This is a genomic window from Variovorax sp. P2_H12 (assembly GCF_056403395.1).
In genome coordinates this window covers 39952-55105 of the sequence record NZ_JBFUFO010000005.1, presented here as the reverse complement: position 1 = coordinate 55105, position 15154 = coordinate 39952, and the positions used below count along the sequence as shown (strand labels likewise).

The 15154-nt window shown below is 69.6% G+C and carries 15 protein-coding genes; 2 read left to right on the top strand and 13 right to left on the bottom strand.

The genetic code is table 11. The features are described 5' to 3' along the window. Window positions 1-117 precede the first annotated feature (117 nt). Both AC1DYK_RS04725 and AC1DYK_RS04720 read left to right on the top strand, forming a co-directional pair. On the top strand, window positions 118-813 hold the full coding sequence (locus AC1DYK_RS04725) for a Bax inhibitor-1 family protein (RefSeq protein WP_478165204.1): 696 nt from the start codon (window positions 118-120) through the stop codon (window positions 811-813). 2 nt (window positions 814-815) lie between these two features. Beyond that, on the top strand, window positions 816-1748 hold the full coding sequence (locus tag AC1DYK_RS04720; RefSeq protein ID WP_478165313.1) for a TerB family tellurite resistance protein: 933 nt from the start codon (window positions 816-818) through the stop codon (window positions 1746-1748). 124 nt (window positions 1749-1872) lie between these two features. Here AC1DYK_RS04720 and AC1DYK_RS04715 read toward each other — a convergent pair whose 3' ends face one another. The 13 genes from AC1DYK_RS04715 to AC1DYK_RS04655 all read right to left on the bottom strand — a co-directional run bounded on the left by AC1DYK_RS04715 (window position 1873) and on the right by AC1DYK_RS04655 (window position 15034). Next, window positions 1873-2130: a hypothetical protein gene (locus AC1DYK_RS04715; protein WP_478165203.1), complete on the bottom strand. Its 258-nt coding sequence runs from the start codon at window positions 2128-2130 to the stop codon at window positions 1873-1875. Window positions 2131-2233: 103 nt separating this feature from the next. After that, complete coding sequence (locus tag AC1DYK_RS04710) at window positions 2234-3160, bottom strand: dimethyl sulfoxide reductase anchor subunit family protein (protein ID WP_478165202.1); 927 nt, start codon at window positions 3158-3160, stop codon at window positions 2234-2236. Further along, on the bottom strand, window positions 3157-3957 hold the full coding sequence (locus AC1DYK_RS04705) for a 4Fe-4S dicluster domain-containing protein (protein WP_478165201.1): 801 nt from the start codon (window positions 3955-3957) through the stop codon (window positions 3157-3159). The genes AC1DYK_RS04710 and AC1DYK_RS04705 overlap by 4 nt, the downstream gene beginning before the upstream one ends. After that, window positions 3954-6881 carry a molybdopterin oxidoreductase family protein gene (locus AC1DYK_RS04700; RefSeq protein ID WP_478165200.1) on the bottom strand — a complete coding sequence of 976 codons (2928 nt, stop codon included), beginning with the start codon at window positions 6879-6881 and terminating at the stop codon, window positions 3954-3956. Before AC1DYK_RS04700 ends, AC1DYK_RS04705 begins: the two co-directional genes overlap by 4 nt. 163 nt (window positions 6882-7044) lie before the next feature. Next, window positions 7045-8025, bottom strand: a complete 981-nt coding sequence (locus AC1DYK_RS04695; RefSeq protein ID WP_478165199.1) for a quinone oxidoreductase family protein — start codon at window positions 8023-8025, stop codon at window positions 7045-7047. Between the two features lie 120 nt (window positions 8026-8145). Further along, window positions 8146-8394: a hypothetical protein gene (locus AC1DYK_RS04690; RefSeq protein ID WP_478165198.1), complete on the bottom strand. Its 249-nt coding sequence runs from the start codon at window positions 8392-8394 to the stop codon at window positions 8146-8148. A gap of 99 nt (window positions 8395-8493) precedes the next feature. After that, the gene (locus AC1DYK_RS04685) at window positions 8494-9444 is read right to left on the bottom strand and encodes a 2-hydroxyacid dehydrogenase (protein WP_478165197.1); all 951 of its coding nucleotides are present in this window, start codon (window positions 9442-9444) and stop codon (window positions 8494-8496) included. Further along, the gene (locus AC1DYK_RS04680) at window positions 9441-9776 is read right to left on the bottom strand and encodes an NIPSNAP family protein (RefSeq protein ID WP_478165196.1); all 336 of its coding nucleotides are present in this window, start codon (window positions 9774-9776) and stop codon (window positions 9441-9443) included. Before AC1DYK_RS04680 ends, AC1DYK_RS04685 begins: the two co-directional genes overlap by 4 nt. Window positions 9777-9787: 11 nt before the next feature. Continuing rightward, the gene (locus tag AC1DYK_RS04675) at window positions 9788-10774 is read right to left on the bottom strand and encodes a tripartite tricarboxylate transporter substrate-binding protein (RefSeq protein WP_478165195.1); all 987 of its coding nucleotides are present in this window, start codon (window positions 10772-10774) and stop codon (window positions 9788-9790) included. A gap of 83 nt (window positions 10775-10857) precedes the next feature. Beyond that, window positions 10858-11643, bottom strand: a complete 786-nt coding sequence (locus tag AC1DYK_RS04670) for a hydroxypyruvate isomerase family protein (protein WP_478165194.1) — start codon at window positions 11641-11643, stop codon at window positions 10858-10860. A 16-nt stretch (window positions 11644-11659) separates the two neighbouring features. Further along, window positions 11660-12556: an NAD(P)-dependent oxidoreductase gene (locus AC1DYK_RS04665; RefSeq protein WP_478165193.1), complete on the bottom strand. Its 897-nt coding sequence runs from the start codon at window positions 12554-12556 to the stop codon at window positions 11660-11662. A gap of 3 nt (window positions 12557-12559) precedes the next feature. Further along, window positions 12560-14272, bottom strand: a complete 1713-nt coding sequence (ilvD, locus tag AC1DYK_RS04660) for a dihydroxy-acid dehydratase (RefSeq protein WP_478165192.1) — start codon at window positions 14270-14272, stop codon at window positions 12560-12562. A 33-nt stretch (window positions 14273-14305) separates the two neighbouring features. Next, window positions 14306-15034: a GntR family transcriptional regulator gene (locus AC1DYK_RS04655; protein WP_478165191.1), complete on the bottom strand. Its 729-nt coding sequence runs from the start codon at window positions 15032-15034 to the stop codon at window positions 14306-14308. Window positions 15035-15154 lie beyond the last annotated feature (120 nt).

The window sequence follows — 15154 nt, the reverse complement described above, 5'->3', positions numbered from 1 at the left end:
TACGTAAAACTCGAATGAATGGTGTCAAAAATTCGACTTTTCTCGAAGGCTATCGCCGTCTAGAGTGAGGCCCCATGCGCGTGCACACGCGCGGTTTCTCAACCCACAAGGACATTCATGAACGAGAACATCCAGGTCTACGGCTCCCCGCATGCGGGTTCTGCGGCCGTTGCCGAACGCAACCAGGTGCTGCGCAACACCTACTGGCTTCTGGCCCTCTCGATGGTGCCGACGGTGCTGGGCGCCTGGCTCGGCCTGTCGACCGGTCTCGCGCGCGCGATGTCGCCCGGCATCTCGATGATGGTCTTCCTGGCCGGCGCCTTCGGTTTCATGTTCGCGATCGAGAAGACCAAGAACTCGGCCGCCGGCGTGCCGGTGCTGCTGGGCTTCACCTTCTTCATGGGCCTGATGCTGTCGCGCATGCTGGGCGTGGTGCTCGGCATGCACAACGGCGCCAGCCTCGTGATGACCGCTTTCGCGGGCACCGGCGCGATCTTCCTCGGCATGGCCAGCCTGTCGTCGATCATCAAGCGCGACCTGTCGGCGATGGGCAAGTGGCTCTTCATCGGCGCCATCCTGCTGCTGGTCGCGGGCATCGCCAACTTCTTCATCCAGTCGGGCGCCCTGATGATCACGCTCGCGGTGCTGGCCATCGGCATCTTCTCGGCCTTCATCCTGCACGACCTGAAGCGCGTGAAAGACGGCCACGAGACCAACTACATCACGGCCACGCTCGGCGTCTACCTGAGCCTGTACAACGTGTTCCAGTCGCTGCTGATGCTGCTCGGCCTGGGTGGAGGCCGCGAGGAATGAACATCACGCCACAAGAATCCCGCGCCATCGTCACGCTGAGCCTGATGGCGGCCTTCGTCGACGGCGAAAAGCACGAGCGCGAACGCGAGGAGATCAAGCGCATCGCGGAAGGCCTCTCGCAAAGCGACGGCCTGCATCTGCCCACGCTCTACCAGGACGTGCTGATGAAGCGCGTCTCGATGGCCGAGGCCGGCGCGCAGCTCGGCAGCAGCGGCGCCAAGCAGCTGGCCTACGAGATGGCGGTCTGCGTGTGCGACGCCGATGGCGCGCACTCGGAGGCCGAGCGCGCCTTCCTCGCCGACCTGCGCACCTCGCTCGGGCTCGATGCGGCGGCGGCAAGCCAGTTCACCGCGCAGGCGCAGGCGATCGCGGCCGTGCCGCTGGCTTCGGCGGGCGCACCCGCGGCCGCCGCCGCGCCCGACCAGGCCGAACTCGACCAGGCGATCCTCAACGCCGCGATCCTGAACGGCGCACTCGAGCTGCTGCCCGAGACGCTCTCGACCATGGCGATCATTCCGCTGCAGATGAAGCTGGTCTATCGCATCGGCAAGGCCTACGGCTTCGAGCTGGACAGCGGCCACGTGAAGGACTTCATCGCCACGGTCGGCGTCGGCCTGACCTCCCAGTACCTGGAGCAGGCCGGCCGCAAGCTGCTCGGCGGCCTGCTGGGCAAGGTCGGCGGCGGCCTGCTCGGCGGGCTCGGCAAGCAGGCCGTGAGCTCCGGCATGAGCTTTGCCACCACCTACGCGCTGGGCCATGTCGCCAAGCGCTACTACGCGGGCGGGCGCAAGCTGTCGACGCAGATGCTAAAGGACGCCTACGCGGGCGTGATGCAGGAGGCACAAGGCCTGCAGACACGCTACCTGCCGGCCATGCAGGACAAGGCCCGGACGCTGGACGCCCGGCAGGTGCTGTCGATGGTGCGCGGGGCCTGAGCGCGACCGCCGCCCCGGCTKGGGGCGGCCCGGCGCCGGACTCAGAGCCCCCACGTTCCGCACTGCGTGTCGTCACTGCCCCCCGAGGGGGCGCAGTCCGGCTTGGGGCGGCCCGGCGCCGGACTCAGCGAACGGAGAGCGGGACGGCCTTGTCGCCCCAGAACTTCCACCAGGGGCGCGCCGGCGGCGGCGGTTCGGGCGGCAGCTGGTGCAGTTGGCTGGTGCGCAGGCGACGCCGGCACTCGACCTCGAGCGCGTGGGCGACGCCGAAGGCATCGCGGTCGCCACGCGAGGCCTGCGCGCGCCAACTCACGGCGAGGCGCACGAGTTCGTCGTCGTCGATGGGGGCGAGTTCACTCGGTGTGGGTACGCTGGAACTCATGGCAGGTCGCGCCAGGATGCGCTTTTCGCGAGATGCATGGCGTCGATTATTGCGCATCCTCCCCGGCAGCGTCCGCGCGACGGCGCCGGCGCTGGTGACGGACTCATGAGACGACCTGGTAGTAGAGGTTTTGCGGATGCCTGGCCTGCGCAAAGAACATCCACCGGTCCGCGACGAGCCCCGGAAGCTGCACCGCCCAGGCCAGCACGAAGGCCATGCCCGACGCCGCCGCGAGGCCCCACAGCAGCAAGGCCGCAGGTACGGCGAAGCCGAGCACGATCAGCGCCCGCTTCAGGTGCTTCATCGATGCCGGTCCGGCGCGATGAAAGAACTCCCGCGTGTTGAAGGAACCGGCCGACATGCCCATCGACGTCTGCGCCAGCTGTGGCGCGCGGATGCCGGTGGCGGACTGCAGGGTCGACTTGTGCTTCAGCAGGGCGTTGCGGCGCAGCGCCAGCGAGCGCGTGACGCCGGCCACGGCGGTCACGGCCGCGGCCGCCGGGCCGAAGGCCTGGAGCAGTTGCGGCTGCCCCGCCACCACGGCGAGCGCGCAGGTCAGCACCAGGCCGGACGACAGGCCGGTGAGCGCGAAGTTCACGAGGGTCAGCGGCTGCGCCCACTCCTCGATGAAGCGCAGGCAGGCGTAGATCATCGCGGTGCAATACCAGAGCAGCGCCGCCGCGACGATCGCCGCGGCGGGCAGCAGCATGCTGTTGTCGATGCCGCGGTACAGCGCCAGCCACCAGAGCGCGACGATGCCGATGAAGGCGGGAAGCACGATCACCTCGCGCGAGAGCCAGGAGGTGCGCCACATCAGGACCGCGCGCCACGCCCGCCCGGGCCGGCCCAGATGGGCAAAGGAGGCGCCGAGGCCGATCAGCAGCAGGGCCTCGGCCACGAGCAGCGCCGTGCACAGGAACGAGGGCGCGAGCGCCAGGCCCGCCAGGCGGGCCAGCGCCAGCGCGACCACCATGCCCTGCGCGGCACCGGCGACGACGGTGAAGATGACGACGGAGAAGGCCGGATTCACAGCGGTCCTCCGAGGGTCGGCTGCACCTTCGACGCGCCGCCCGCGACCTCGGTCACCCGCCGCGGCAGGTACTGATTGGCCGGCCGGGTCTCCCACTCGGGCATCAGCGAATAGCCGCCGCGCTCGCGGATCGCGATCGAGGCCTCGGAGTTCGGATCCTTCACGTCGCCGAAGATGCGCGCGCCGGTCGGGCAGGCCTTGACGCAGGCGGGCTTGCGGTCTTCCTTGGGCAGCTTCTCGTCGTAGATGCGGTCGACGCACAGCGTGCACTTGGTCATGACCTGGCGCTCCTCGTCGAGTTCGCGCGCGCCGTAGGGGCAGGCCCAGGCGCAGTACTTGCAGCCGATGCACTTGTCGTAGTCGACCAGCACGATGCCGTCCTCCTTGCGCTTGTAGCTGGCGCCCGTCGGGCACACGGGTACGCACGGCGGGTCCTCGCAGTGCAGGCAGCTCTTGGGGAAGTGGATGGTCTCGGTGACCGGGTATGCGCCGGCCTCGTAGGTCTGGACGCGGTTGAAGAAGGTGCCGGTCGGATCGGCGCCGTAGGGCTTCTCGTCGGCCAGCGGGCCGGCGCTGCCGGAGGTGTTCCATTGCTTGCAGGAGGTCACGCAGGCGTGACAGCCGACGCACACATTGAGGTCGATCACCAGCGCCAGTTGCCTGGCCAGCGTCTCGCCCTGGTCGGCGCGCACGCGCACCTCGCCGCCGCGCGAGATCGACACGGGCCGAACGCCCTCCTCCACCAGCGCCATCGGCTGCGCGGCGCTCTTCATCAGGTCCTTGAGCCACTGGATCATTTCAGGCGCCCCGCGAAATAGGTCAGCACGCTCGCGGCCTTGCCCACCACGCCCGGCGTGGACGGCATGCTCGCCATCTGCGGGAAGCTCTCCATCGGGTCCCCCGGATCCGCGGGCCGTATGCGCACGCGCACGTCGTACCAGCCGGCCTGGCCCGTGATCGGGTCGGAGTTGCTGATGGTGGTGCCGCCATGCGAATTGGCAAAGGGCAGCTCCTCGGTGATCAGGTGATTGAGGAGGAAGCCCTTGCGCGCTTCGTCCGCGCCGGGCGCCAGCTGCCAGGCGCCGTCGGCCTTGCCGATCGCGTTCCAGGTCCACACGGTGCCGGGCTCGACCGTCTCGCTGTAGCGCAGCATGCAGCGCACCTTGCCCCACTGGCTTTCGACCCAGCACCAGCCGCCGTCCTCGATGCCGGCCGCCTTCGCGGTGGCCGGATTGACGTGCAGGTAGTTGTGGCTGTGGATCTGCCTGAGCCACGCATTCTGCGAATCCCACGAGTGGTACATCGCCATCGGGCGCTGGGTCAGCGCGTTGAGCGGGTAGGCCTCGCGATCGGTCACGCCGTCTTCCAGCGGCGGATACCAGAACGGCAGCGGGTCGAAGTAGGTGTCGATGCGCTCGCGCAGTTCCTCGGGCGGCCGGCGGCCCTTCGTCTTGCCCTGGGCCGCCAGCCTGAAGCTCTGCAGCGTGTCGGAATACAAGGCGAGCTGCACCGGGTCGTTGCGTTGCCGCCAGCCCTTGTCCATGGCGAAGTCCAGGTACTCCCGGTTCCAGTTGCGCATGTAGTGCATGGTCTGCGGCATGTGGTAGCGGAACACGCAATTGTTCTTCGCATAGGCCTCCCACTGCTTCGGGTTGGGCTCGCCCTTGAGGTGTTCGGTGCCGTCCTTGCCGCGCCATCCCATCAGGAAGCCGATCCCGGGCGCCGGCTGGAAGTTGACGACGAAGTCGGGATAGCCGCTGAACTTGCGCCCGCCTTCGGGCGTGGTGAAGGCCGGAAACTTGAGCCGCGAGGCCAGCTCGATCAGCACCTCCTGGAACGGCTTGCACTCGCCGGTCGGCGGCACGACCGGGACCCGCACCGAGTCGACCGGCCCGTCGAACTCGGAGATCGGCCGGTCGAGCATGCCCATCACGTCGTGGCGCTCGAGGTAGGTGGTGTCGGGCAGCACGAGGTCGGCGAAGGCCACGGTCTCGCTCTGGAAGGCATCGCACACCGCCAGGAAGGGGATCATGTACTCGCCCTGCTCGTCCTTGCGGTTGAGCATCTCGCGCACGCCCATGGTGTTCATGCTCGAGTTCCACGCCATGTTGGCCATGAAGATGAGCAGCGTGTCGATGCGGTACGGATCGCCCTTCACCGCATTGGTGATGACGTTGTGCATCAAGCCGTGGGCCGACAGCGGATGCTCCCACGAGAAGGCGTGGTCGATGCGGATCGGCGAGCCGTCGGGGTTGATGGCCAGCTCGTCGGGGCTCGCCGGAAAGCCCAGCGGCGCCGCGTTGAGCGGCGTGTTGGGCTGGATCATTTCGGGCGAGTTGAAGGCCCGGTAGTTGGGCACGATGTGGCGCGGGTACGGCGCCTTGTGGCGAAAGCCCCCGGGCGCGTCGATGGTGCCCAGCACGCTCATCAGCACCGCCAGCGCGCGCACCGTCTGGAAGCCATTGGAATGCGCCGCCAGCCCGCGCATCGCATGGAAAGCCACCGGCCGTCCCTGCGTGGTCGGATGCTTCTTGCCCCAGGCGTCGGTCCACGGGATCGGCAGTTCGAAGGCCTGCTTCAGCGCCGTCTCGCCCATCTCGCGCGCGAGCAGGCGGATGCGCGCGGCAGGGATGCCGGTGATGGCTTGCGCCCATTCGGGCGTGCAGTCCGCGACGCGCTCGCGCAGCAACTGGAACGAGGGCGCCACCCGGGTGCCGTCGGCCAGCGTGTAGCGGCCCTCGAGCGCCGGCTCGCAGCCGTCGGCGATGCCTTCGGGATAGGCCGGCCGCACGCAGCCGCCGGCCGTATCCCACACCAGCTTGTTGTGCGGATGGCGGCCGTCGCCCGGCGGTCCGCGCTCCGGATCGAAGGCGAACAGGCCTTCGCGCTCGCCCTCGTCCAGCACCACCAACTGCGGCGCGTTGGTGAATCGCCGAAGGAAGGCGTGGTCGATCAGGTCGCCGGCGATCAGCTCGTGCAGCAACGCCATGAAGAGCGCGCCGTCGGTGCCCGGCTTGATCGGGATCCACTCGTCGGCAATGGCCGAATAGCCGGTGCGCACCGGGTTGATCGAGATGAAGCGGCCGCCGTTGCGCTTGAACTTCGACAGCGCGACCTTCATCGGATTGCTGTGGTGGTCTTCGGCGGTGCCGATCATCACGAACAGCTTGGCCCGGTCGAGGTCGGGGCCGCCGAATTCCCAGAAGCTGCCGCCGATGGTGTAGATCATGCCGGCGGCCATGTTGACCGAGCAGAAGCCGCCATGCGCCGCATAGTTGGGCGTGCCGAACTGGCGTGCGAACAGCCCGGTGAGCGCCTGCATCTGGTCGCGGCCGGTGAAGAGCGCGAACTTCTTCGGGTCGGTGGCACGGATCCTCGAGAGCCGCTCGGTGAGGATGTCGAACGCGCGCTCCCAGCTGATGGGCTCGAACTCGCCGGCGCCGCGCTCACTGCCGGCCTTGCGCAACAGCGGACGCGTGAGCCGCGCCGGCGAGACCTGCTTCATGATCCCCGACGAACCCTTGGCGCAGATCACGCCCTGGTTCAGCGGATGGTCCGGATTGCCGTCGATGTAGCGCACCTCGCCGTCCCTCAGGTGCACGCGGATGCCGCAGCGGCAGGCGCACATGTAGCAGGTGGTGGTCTTGACTTCGGTCTCTGCGACCGGCGTCGGCGACGCCAGCGGATCGTGAAGCGGCTCGCGGGATAGGAATTTGAACACGGCGGGTCTCATCGTTGGCGTTGTGACACCAGGCGCTGGGCTCGCGCCGGCTCTTCTCGCGCGTCCATGGTAGGCAGTTGCGCTAAAAAGCAAAACCGCACAATTTCGATCAGTGTGATCTGGCAAACAGATCAACGAATGGGGCGGGACGCGCCCCGCCGCCTCAGGGCAGCATCACGATCGCGCCGGTGCCGGCCCGGTTCTCGGCCAGCCGGTGCGCATCGGCCACCTGCTCCAGCCCGAAGCGCGCCCCGATGCTCGCGCGCACCGCGCCGCTGGCCATCGCATCGAAGACGTCGGCGGCGTTGGCGCGGAAGGTCGCCGTGTCGGCGTTGTGCGGAAAGACCGAAGGCCGCGTCAGGAACAGGCAGCCCTTCTTGTTGAGCAGCTCGGGCTCGATGGCCGGTGCCGGACCCGAGGCGGCGCCGTAGAGCACGACCATCCCGAAGGGCGCGGTGCAGTCGAGCGAGCCCATGAAGGTGTGCCGGGCCACCGAGTCGTAGACCACGCGCGCCTTGCGCCCGCCGGTGGCCGCGATCACCTGCGCGACCCAGTCGGGTTGCGAGTAATCGATCGCGGCGGCGCAGCCCGCGGCCCGCGCGACCTCGCACTTGGCGGCCGATCCCGCGGTGCCGATGACCGTCGCGCCCAGCGCACTGGCCCAGCCGCTGAGGATCTGGCCGACGCCGCCTGCGGCTGCGTGCACCAGCACGACGTCGCCGGGCTGCACCAGGTACGTCCGCTTGACCAGGTACTGTGCGGTCATGGCCTTGAAGAACACCGCCGCCGCATCCTCGTCGGAGATGCCGGGAGGGATCTTCACCAGCTTGGCCGTAGGCACGTTGCGGCGCTCCGCATAGGCGCCGGCGCCGGCGTTCATGTAGACCACGCGGTCGCCGGGCCGCAGGTCGGCCACGCCCTCGCCCAGCGCCTCGACGACACCGGCCGCCTCGTGGCCGAGGCCGGTCGGCGCCTGCAGCGGGTACTTGCCAGATCGCTGGTAGATATCGATGTAGTTGAAGCCGATGGCGGTCTGGCGCAGTTGCACCTCGCCGGGACCGGGAGCGGGAACGTCGATGGATTCGACCCGCATCACTTCGGGACCACCGAATTCGTGCAGCTGCACCGCGCGCGCCTGGGTCATGGTCGGGTCTTCCTGTCGAGTGGCCGAAAGTGCCAGCCCTGCGCGATCAGGTCGCGCGCAAGCCGCTGGCTGCGCGCAGTATGCACGGACCCGCTGGCGCCCGTCGGGTGCCGTGCCTTGCTAGCGCTCGTGGCGGTCGGCGGCCGCGAACAGGTCGTCCGAGAAACTGCGGTCGGTGCGCGCGAAGGTCCAGGCCCATTCCCGAAGCGCGTCGGCTTCGGCCTTGCGCGACAGCGGGGCCTCGGGGGCCACCGCCTTCCAGCCGGTCAGCAGCCGGAGGCCGAAGGCCAGCGCGCGCGACAGGGGATGCGAGGCGGGCGCGGAGCCGGGTGCATCGATGGAAATACCGTTGGCGAGGGTGATGGACATGGCGAGGGTTCTCCTGGGTCGGACTCGATTATAAGGGTTAACCCTAATCGCCTGCTCCGGCCCGCAGGATGCCGCCCGCTCGCCATGCCGAAGGCACGCTCAGGCCCTGACCTCGGTCTCCAGCCGGCCCGATTCGACGAAGCGGCGGACATTGCGCAGCACGAGGTCTGCCATCGCCTGCCGGGTTTCCACCGTACCGCTGGCGATGTGCGGCAGCACGACGACGTTGTCCATCGCCAGCAGGGCGGAAGGCACGTGCGGCTCCAGTTCGAACACGTCCAGCGCCGCGCCGCCGAGCTGGCCGGATTCCAGGGCCTCGACCAGCGCCTTCTCGTCCACCACCGAACCCCGGGCGATGTTGACCAGGAAGGACCGCGGCCCCAGCGCCCGCAGCACCTCGCCGGAGACCAGGTGATGGGTGGCGGGGCCGCCGGAGCAGGCGACCACCAGGAAGTCGGCCCAGGTGGCGAGCGCGACCAGCGAGGCCTCGTGGCGCCAGGGCGCGTCGGGCAGCGCTTCGGGCGTGTGGTAGCGGATGTCCATGTCGAAGCCGGCGCAGCGGCGGGCGACTGCCTGCCCGATGCGCCCCATGCCCAGGAAGCCGAGCCGCTTGCCGCTGAAGCGCGCGCCCAGTGCGGGCGGCCCCTTGGCCACCCAGTCGCCGCGGCGCACGTGGCGGTCCGCAGCCGAGACGCCGCGCGCCACATCGATCAGCAGGCCGACGGCGAGGTCGGCCACGCAGTCGTTGAGCACCTCGGGCGTGTTGCTGACGACCACGTCCCGGGCCCGGGCGGCCTCCAGGTCGATCGCGTCGGTGCCGACGCCCAGGCTGCAGATCGCCCGCAGGCGCGGCAGCCGGTCCATCAATGCGGCATCGGCGCCGGCCGTGGCATGGGTCACCAGCACCGAGAACTCGGCGCCGCGGGCGGCCAGGAATTCGCCAGGGGCGGCCTCGCGCCACAGGGGGTGCACGTCATGGCCCTGCTGCAGTTGCGCTTCGAGGCCGGGCGGCAGCCGTCCGAGCTGGAGGATCCGCAGCGCACCGGTCATCGCGCCGGCTCCGCTGCCAGGGCGGCCAGATCGACGCTCTTCAGGAGCGTGATCTCCTGCCGCACCACGTGCCCGTCGGCCAGGCTCCTGCCCTTGTAGGCGAGCCACTGCGGATCCGCTTCGAGGGCGCTGCGCCGCTGCTCGCGGTCGGCCATGCTCTCGTACTGCCACAGGTGGACGACCTGGCTGAGGACACCGACTTCCGTCGTGTAGTAGCCCACCGGTGCACCCAGGTGGCGCTTCTGCACCGGCAGGCCTTCGCGGGCATAGCGCTTCAGGAAGGCCGGCACGGCGCCGATCCCGAGGGTGTAGGTTCTGAGATCCACGATCATCCTTGCGGTCCTCACTGGGGCTGGAAGCCGGCGTTCTTGACCATCGTGGTCCAGGCCTTGTTGGTGTCCTTGACCCGCGTCGCCAGCTGGGCCGGCGTGCTCGACGTGGCCGTGACGCCCATGTTGGCGAGCGTCTCGACGAACTCCGGCGAGCGCACCAGCTTGGCCAGCGCCGTGCTGTACGACTGCATCAACGCGGCGGGCGTGTTGGCCGGCGCGAACAGGCCAGTGAAGATGACTTCCTCGTATCCCTGGATGCCCAGTTCGGCGTAGGTGGGCACATCCGGCAGGACCGGCAGGCGCGTGGTCCCGTTGACCGCCACGATGCGGGTCTTGCCGGCCTTGGCGGGCGGCAGCATCGCGCCCACCGAGCCGATGCCCGCGGGGATCTGGCCGGCGATCAGGTCCTGGAGCATCGGGGCATCGCCGCGATAGGGCACCGACTTCAGGTCGGAGCCCAGCACGCGCGAGACGATGTCGACGGCGAACACCGGCGCACTCGCGGGTGCCGGCACGCCGACGTTGCCCCGGCCGGGGTTGGCCTTGGCCCAGCTGGCGAACTCGCGCAGCCCGGCGTCGCTGTGGCCGATGGTCGACGGGTTGATGACGAAGACGTCCGGATGGATCGCCACCAGGCCCACCGGCGCGAAGTCCTTCAGGGCATCGAATCCCGGGTTGAGCGTGGTCAGCGGGATCATCGACACCGTGTGGCTGTTCGAGAGGAACAGCGTCAGCCCGTCCGGCCGCGCGGCCTTGAGCGCCTGCGCCGCGATCTGGCCGCCCGCGCCCGACCGGTTGTCGACCACGAACGGGCGCTTCAGCTCCTGCTGCAGGCCGAGCGCCAGGTGGCGCGCAATCACGTCCGTGCCGCTGCCGGCCACCGACCCGACCATGATCTTCACCGCGGCATCTTCGGCGAAAGCACAGGCGGCCGAGGCGGCGAGGGCCGAGGCCACGGCCAGGCGGGTGAGTGTCTTGAAGGCACGAGGAAACGTCATGGGGCGAAGCTTTCGTAGGGTTGATGAAGAGGGGGAGACAGCGGAAACGGAATGCGCAAGGAGATCGGTGGGCACCGTGCGCCTCAGGCGATGACGCCTTCGGCGCGCAGCGGCGCGCACCATCGCAGGCCTTCGAGGGGGTCGCCACGCGGCCGGTATTCGCAACCCAGCCAGCCCTCGTAGCCCAGCGCGGCGAGCAGGGAGAGCGCGGCGGACTGGTCGTTCTGCCCGAGGTCCGGCTCGTGCCGGTCCGGCGTGCCGGCGATCTGCACGTGGCCGATCCAGGGTGCGGCTTCGCGCACGGCCGCGCTCAGGTCCAGCCCCTCCCGGGCGCAGTGATAGAAGTCGAACTGCAGGCGCAGGTGCGGCGAGTCGAAATGCCGCACGATGTCGATCGCCTCGCTGGGCAGGTGATAGAAGTACCCCGCCATGTCGATGCGGTTGAGCGCCTCGAGTGTCAGCACCCGTCCCTGCCGCTCGGCCTGCGGCAGCGCATGCGCGAGGTTCTCCAGCAGCGTCTGCCGGCAGGCCTGGGGGTCCAGGCCGAGGGTGTTGCCGGCCATCACGTGGATATGGCTGCACCCGGTGGCCTCGGCCACCTCCAGGGCGCGCGCGAAGCCGTGCCGAAAGCCGGCCTGCCGGCCCGCGACGGCGGCGAGCCCCCGATGGCCCGGCGCGGGCCCGATGGGCGTGTTGAACAGCACCAGCTGCAGGCCGTGCTCGCGCAGCATGCGGCCGTACCACTCGGCGGGCTGCTCGTAGGGCAGCAGGATCTCCACGGCCGTGAAACCGTCCCGGGCCGCCGCGGCGAAACGCTCGGGCTCGGGCAGCTGGCCGTAGAGCCAGCTCAGGTTGGCAGCCAGTCGCATCGGGGCTCCGGCGCGGTCACTGGCCCACGGTCCGCGCGAAAGCCGCGCGGCGCTCGGGCAGCATGATGCTGACGACAGCCGACAGCTCGGCCGCGCCGAGGCCCAGCGCCGACGCCGCGCGCAGGACCTGCTGCACCGAGCTGGTCACCGGCATCGGCGCGTCGCTCTTCTGTGCCAGCGCGGCGACGGTGTCGACGTCCTTCAGCATGGTCGAGAGCGCGCCGATCGATTCGCTCTGGACTTCGATCATGCGGGGCACGAAGACCTGCAGCGGCTTCGAGTCGGCCCAGCCGCCCGCCAGGGCCTCGGCCAGCTTGCCGACGTCGATGCCGTTGCGCTGCGCCAGGCCGATCGCCTCGGCGATCGCTACCACGGTGGTCGCCACGATGGCCTGGTTGCACAGCTTGGTGGCTTGCCCGGCACCGCTGGTGCCCATGTGGGTGACGCGCCCGGCATAGGCGCGCATGGCCTGTGCCGCCTGCGCCACGCGGTCCGCGGGGCCGCCGGCCATGATCGCCAGCGTCCCGGCCTCCACGCCCGCGATGCCGCCCGACACCGGGGCGTCGATCCAGACCGCGCCGCAGGCCGCTTCGAGGCGCCGGGCATAGCCGCGGGTCGCCTCGGGCGGAATGCTCGAGTGGTCGGCGAGCCATTTCAGGCCGGCGGCGTGGACCACGCCCTCGGCGCCGAACACCACCGACTCGACCGCCTCGGCGTCATAGAGGCACAGCAGCACGGCATCGACGTCGCTGGCGGCCCGCGCGGGTGTGGCGACCGCCTCGGCGCCAAGGGCCGCCAGCGGCGCGATCTTCTGGGGCGAGCGGTTCCACACCTTCACGGCATGGCCTGCCGCCAGCAGCTTGCGAACCATCGGGGCGCCCATGAGCCCCAGACCACAGAAACCGATCTTCATCGCTCAGGCCTTCTCGGGTTCTTCGTAGGCCCAGATGACCCGGCCCGCGTGCGTGACCGCCCCTTCATGGGTCGGCCCGACCAGGCGCGCATACTTTTCGAGCGCGCCGGCCAGGCGCTCGGAGGCCTGCGGCTTCCAGGCCGCCTGGCGCGCCGCCAGCTCCCGGGCGTCGACGTCCAGCTCGATGGTCCCGGCCGTGGCGTCGATGCGGATGCGGTCGCCCTCGCGCACCAGCGCGATCGGGCCGCCGGCGGCGGCTTCCGGGCTGACGTAGCCGATGCACATCCCGCGCGTCGCGCCGGAGAATCGGCCGTCGGTCAGCAGCGCGACCTTCTCGCCCATGCCCTGGCCATAGATCGCGGCCGTGACACTGAGCATCTCGCGCATGCCCGGCCCGCCCTTGGGCCCTTCGTTGCGGATCAGCAGCACGTCGCCTTCCTGGTAGGCGCGCTCGGTCACGACCCGCATGCAGGCCTCTTCGTTCTCGAACACCCGGGCCCGGCCTTCGAAGCTCAGCGACTTGAGGCCGGCGATCTTGAGCAGCGCGCCGTTGGGACAGAGGTTGCCCTTGAGCACGACCAGGCCGCCGGTCGGGTGCAGCGGGGCGTCGCTGTGGCGCACGATCTTGCCGTCGGCCCCCGGGAAGGCGGCCAGTTCCTCGGCCAGCGTGCGGCCGGTGAGCGTCAGCGTGTCGCCATGCAGGTGGCCGCTGCGCAGCAGCGCATTCAGCACGGCGGGCACGCCGCCGATGACGTCGAGATCGCGCGCCAGATAGCGCCCGCCCGGCTGCAGGTCGGCGATGAGGGGCGTGCGATTGAAGACCTCGGCCACGTCGTCGAGCGTGAAGCGGATGCCCGCCTCGTGCGCGATCGCGGGGATGTGCAGCGCGGCGTTGGTCGATCCGCCCGTGGCGGCGACCGCGGCACAGGCGTTCTCGATGCTCTTGCGGGTCACCAGGTCGCGCGGCAGCGGGCCGCCGCTGCGCAGGATCTCCATGACGCGCCGTCCGGCCCGGCGCGCCAGCGCGTAGCGTTCGCTGTAGACCGCGGGCATGGTGGCCGAGCCCAGCATGGAGAGGCCCAGCGTCTCGCCCACCATCCCCATGGTGTTGGCGGTGAACTGGCCCGGGCAGGCGCCGACCGTCATGGCGCAGCTGCGCTCGACCTGGTCGAGCTGCGCGCGCGTGATCTCGCCGGTCTGGTAGCGCCCCACCCCTTCGATGGCGGTCAGCACGGTGTTCTCGCCGCCTTCGGCCGTGCGGCCCGGCAGCATCGAGCCGCCGTAGACGAACACCGACGGCACGTTCAGGCGCACCATCGCCATCATGGTGCCGGGCAGGGTCTTGTCGCAGCCCGCGAAGCCGACCAGCGCGTCGTAGGCATGGCCGCGCACGGCCACCTCGATGCTGTCGGCGATCAGCTCGCGCGACAGCAGGCTCATGCGCATGCCGTCGTGGTTCATCGAGGTGCCGTCGGACACCGAGATGGTGGAGAAGGAGACCGGAAAGCCGCCGCCCTCGGCCACGCCCAGGCGGGCGCTGTCGGCCTGCGGGCCCAGCGACTTGGAGCACGGCGTGTTGTCGCCCGCGGTGCTGACGATGCCGACGAGCGACTTGTCCATGTCCTCGTCGCCCATGCCGGTGGCGCGCAGGAAGGCGCGGTGGGCGGCCCGGCTGGGGCCCTGGGTAACCATTTTCGATCGGTGCTTGTGCAACATGGGTCGTGGGAGTTCAGTGGGGTGAGAGATCGATCAGCCGGGTTGCGGCTGGGCGGGAAGATCGATGCCGAGCGATTCGAGGCTCAGGCGGTCGAAGATCCACGAGACGTCGAGTTCGATGCATTGGCGCGCCCGGGCGTAGTCGCCCTGCCGGATCGCCTCGATGGTGGATTCGTGCAGCTGGTCGGCGGGCTCCTGGTCGGTGTGCAGGAACTCGCGCGTCGCGCGCAGGTAGGCGCCCGACTGCAGCCAGAGGCTTTCGATCACGGCCATCATCACGGGCGACTCGGCCGCCTGGTAGATCGTGAAGTGGAAGACGCGGTTCTTCTCCAGGCTGGTCGCGATGCCGTCGCGGCTGCGGCGAGCGCGCGTGATGTCCTCGGCCAGGCGCGCCAGCGTGTCCAGCGTGGCCGGCGTCAGGCGCGCGGCGGCCCACTCCGTGATGGTGCCCTCGACGAGGATGCGCGAGCGGCGGATGTCGTCAAGCCGCGCCTTGGTGATCAGGGGCACGCGCGTGGTGCCGTTGGGCATGGGCTCCAGCCCTTGCTGGGCCACCAGCCGGCGCAGCGCCTCGCGCACCGGCATCGTGCTGGTGCCCAGCGCATCGGCCAGGTACTGGATGCCCAGCAGCTGCCCGGCGCGGTACTCGCCATGCATCAGCTTGTTGCGCAAGGCCTGATAGACGGACTCATTCACCGACGAGCGGACGATCGGTTCCAGGGCCGCGAGGGGGTCGAACGGGGTCGGAGTCGGATCCTTCATGGGTACTGGGTCTTCAACAATCTTGATGTTTGATGTTTGATCAAACATCAAGGCGAATCAAGGCAATCGAACGACTTTCTTATGAGTGTTTGCCCGAAGCTGGGCGGAAAATACAGCCAA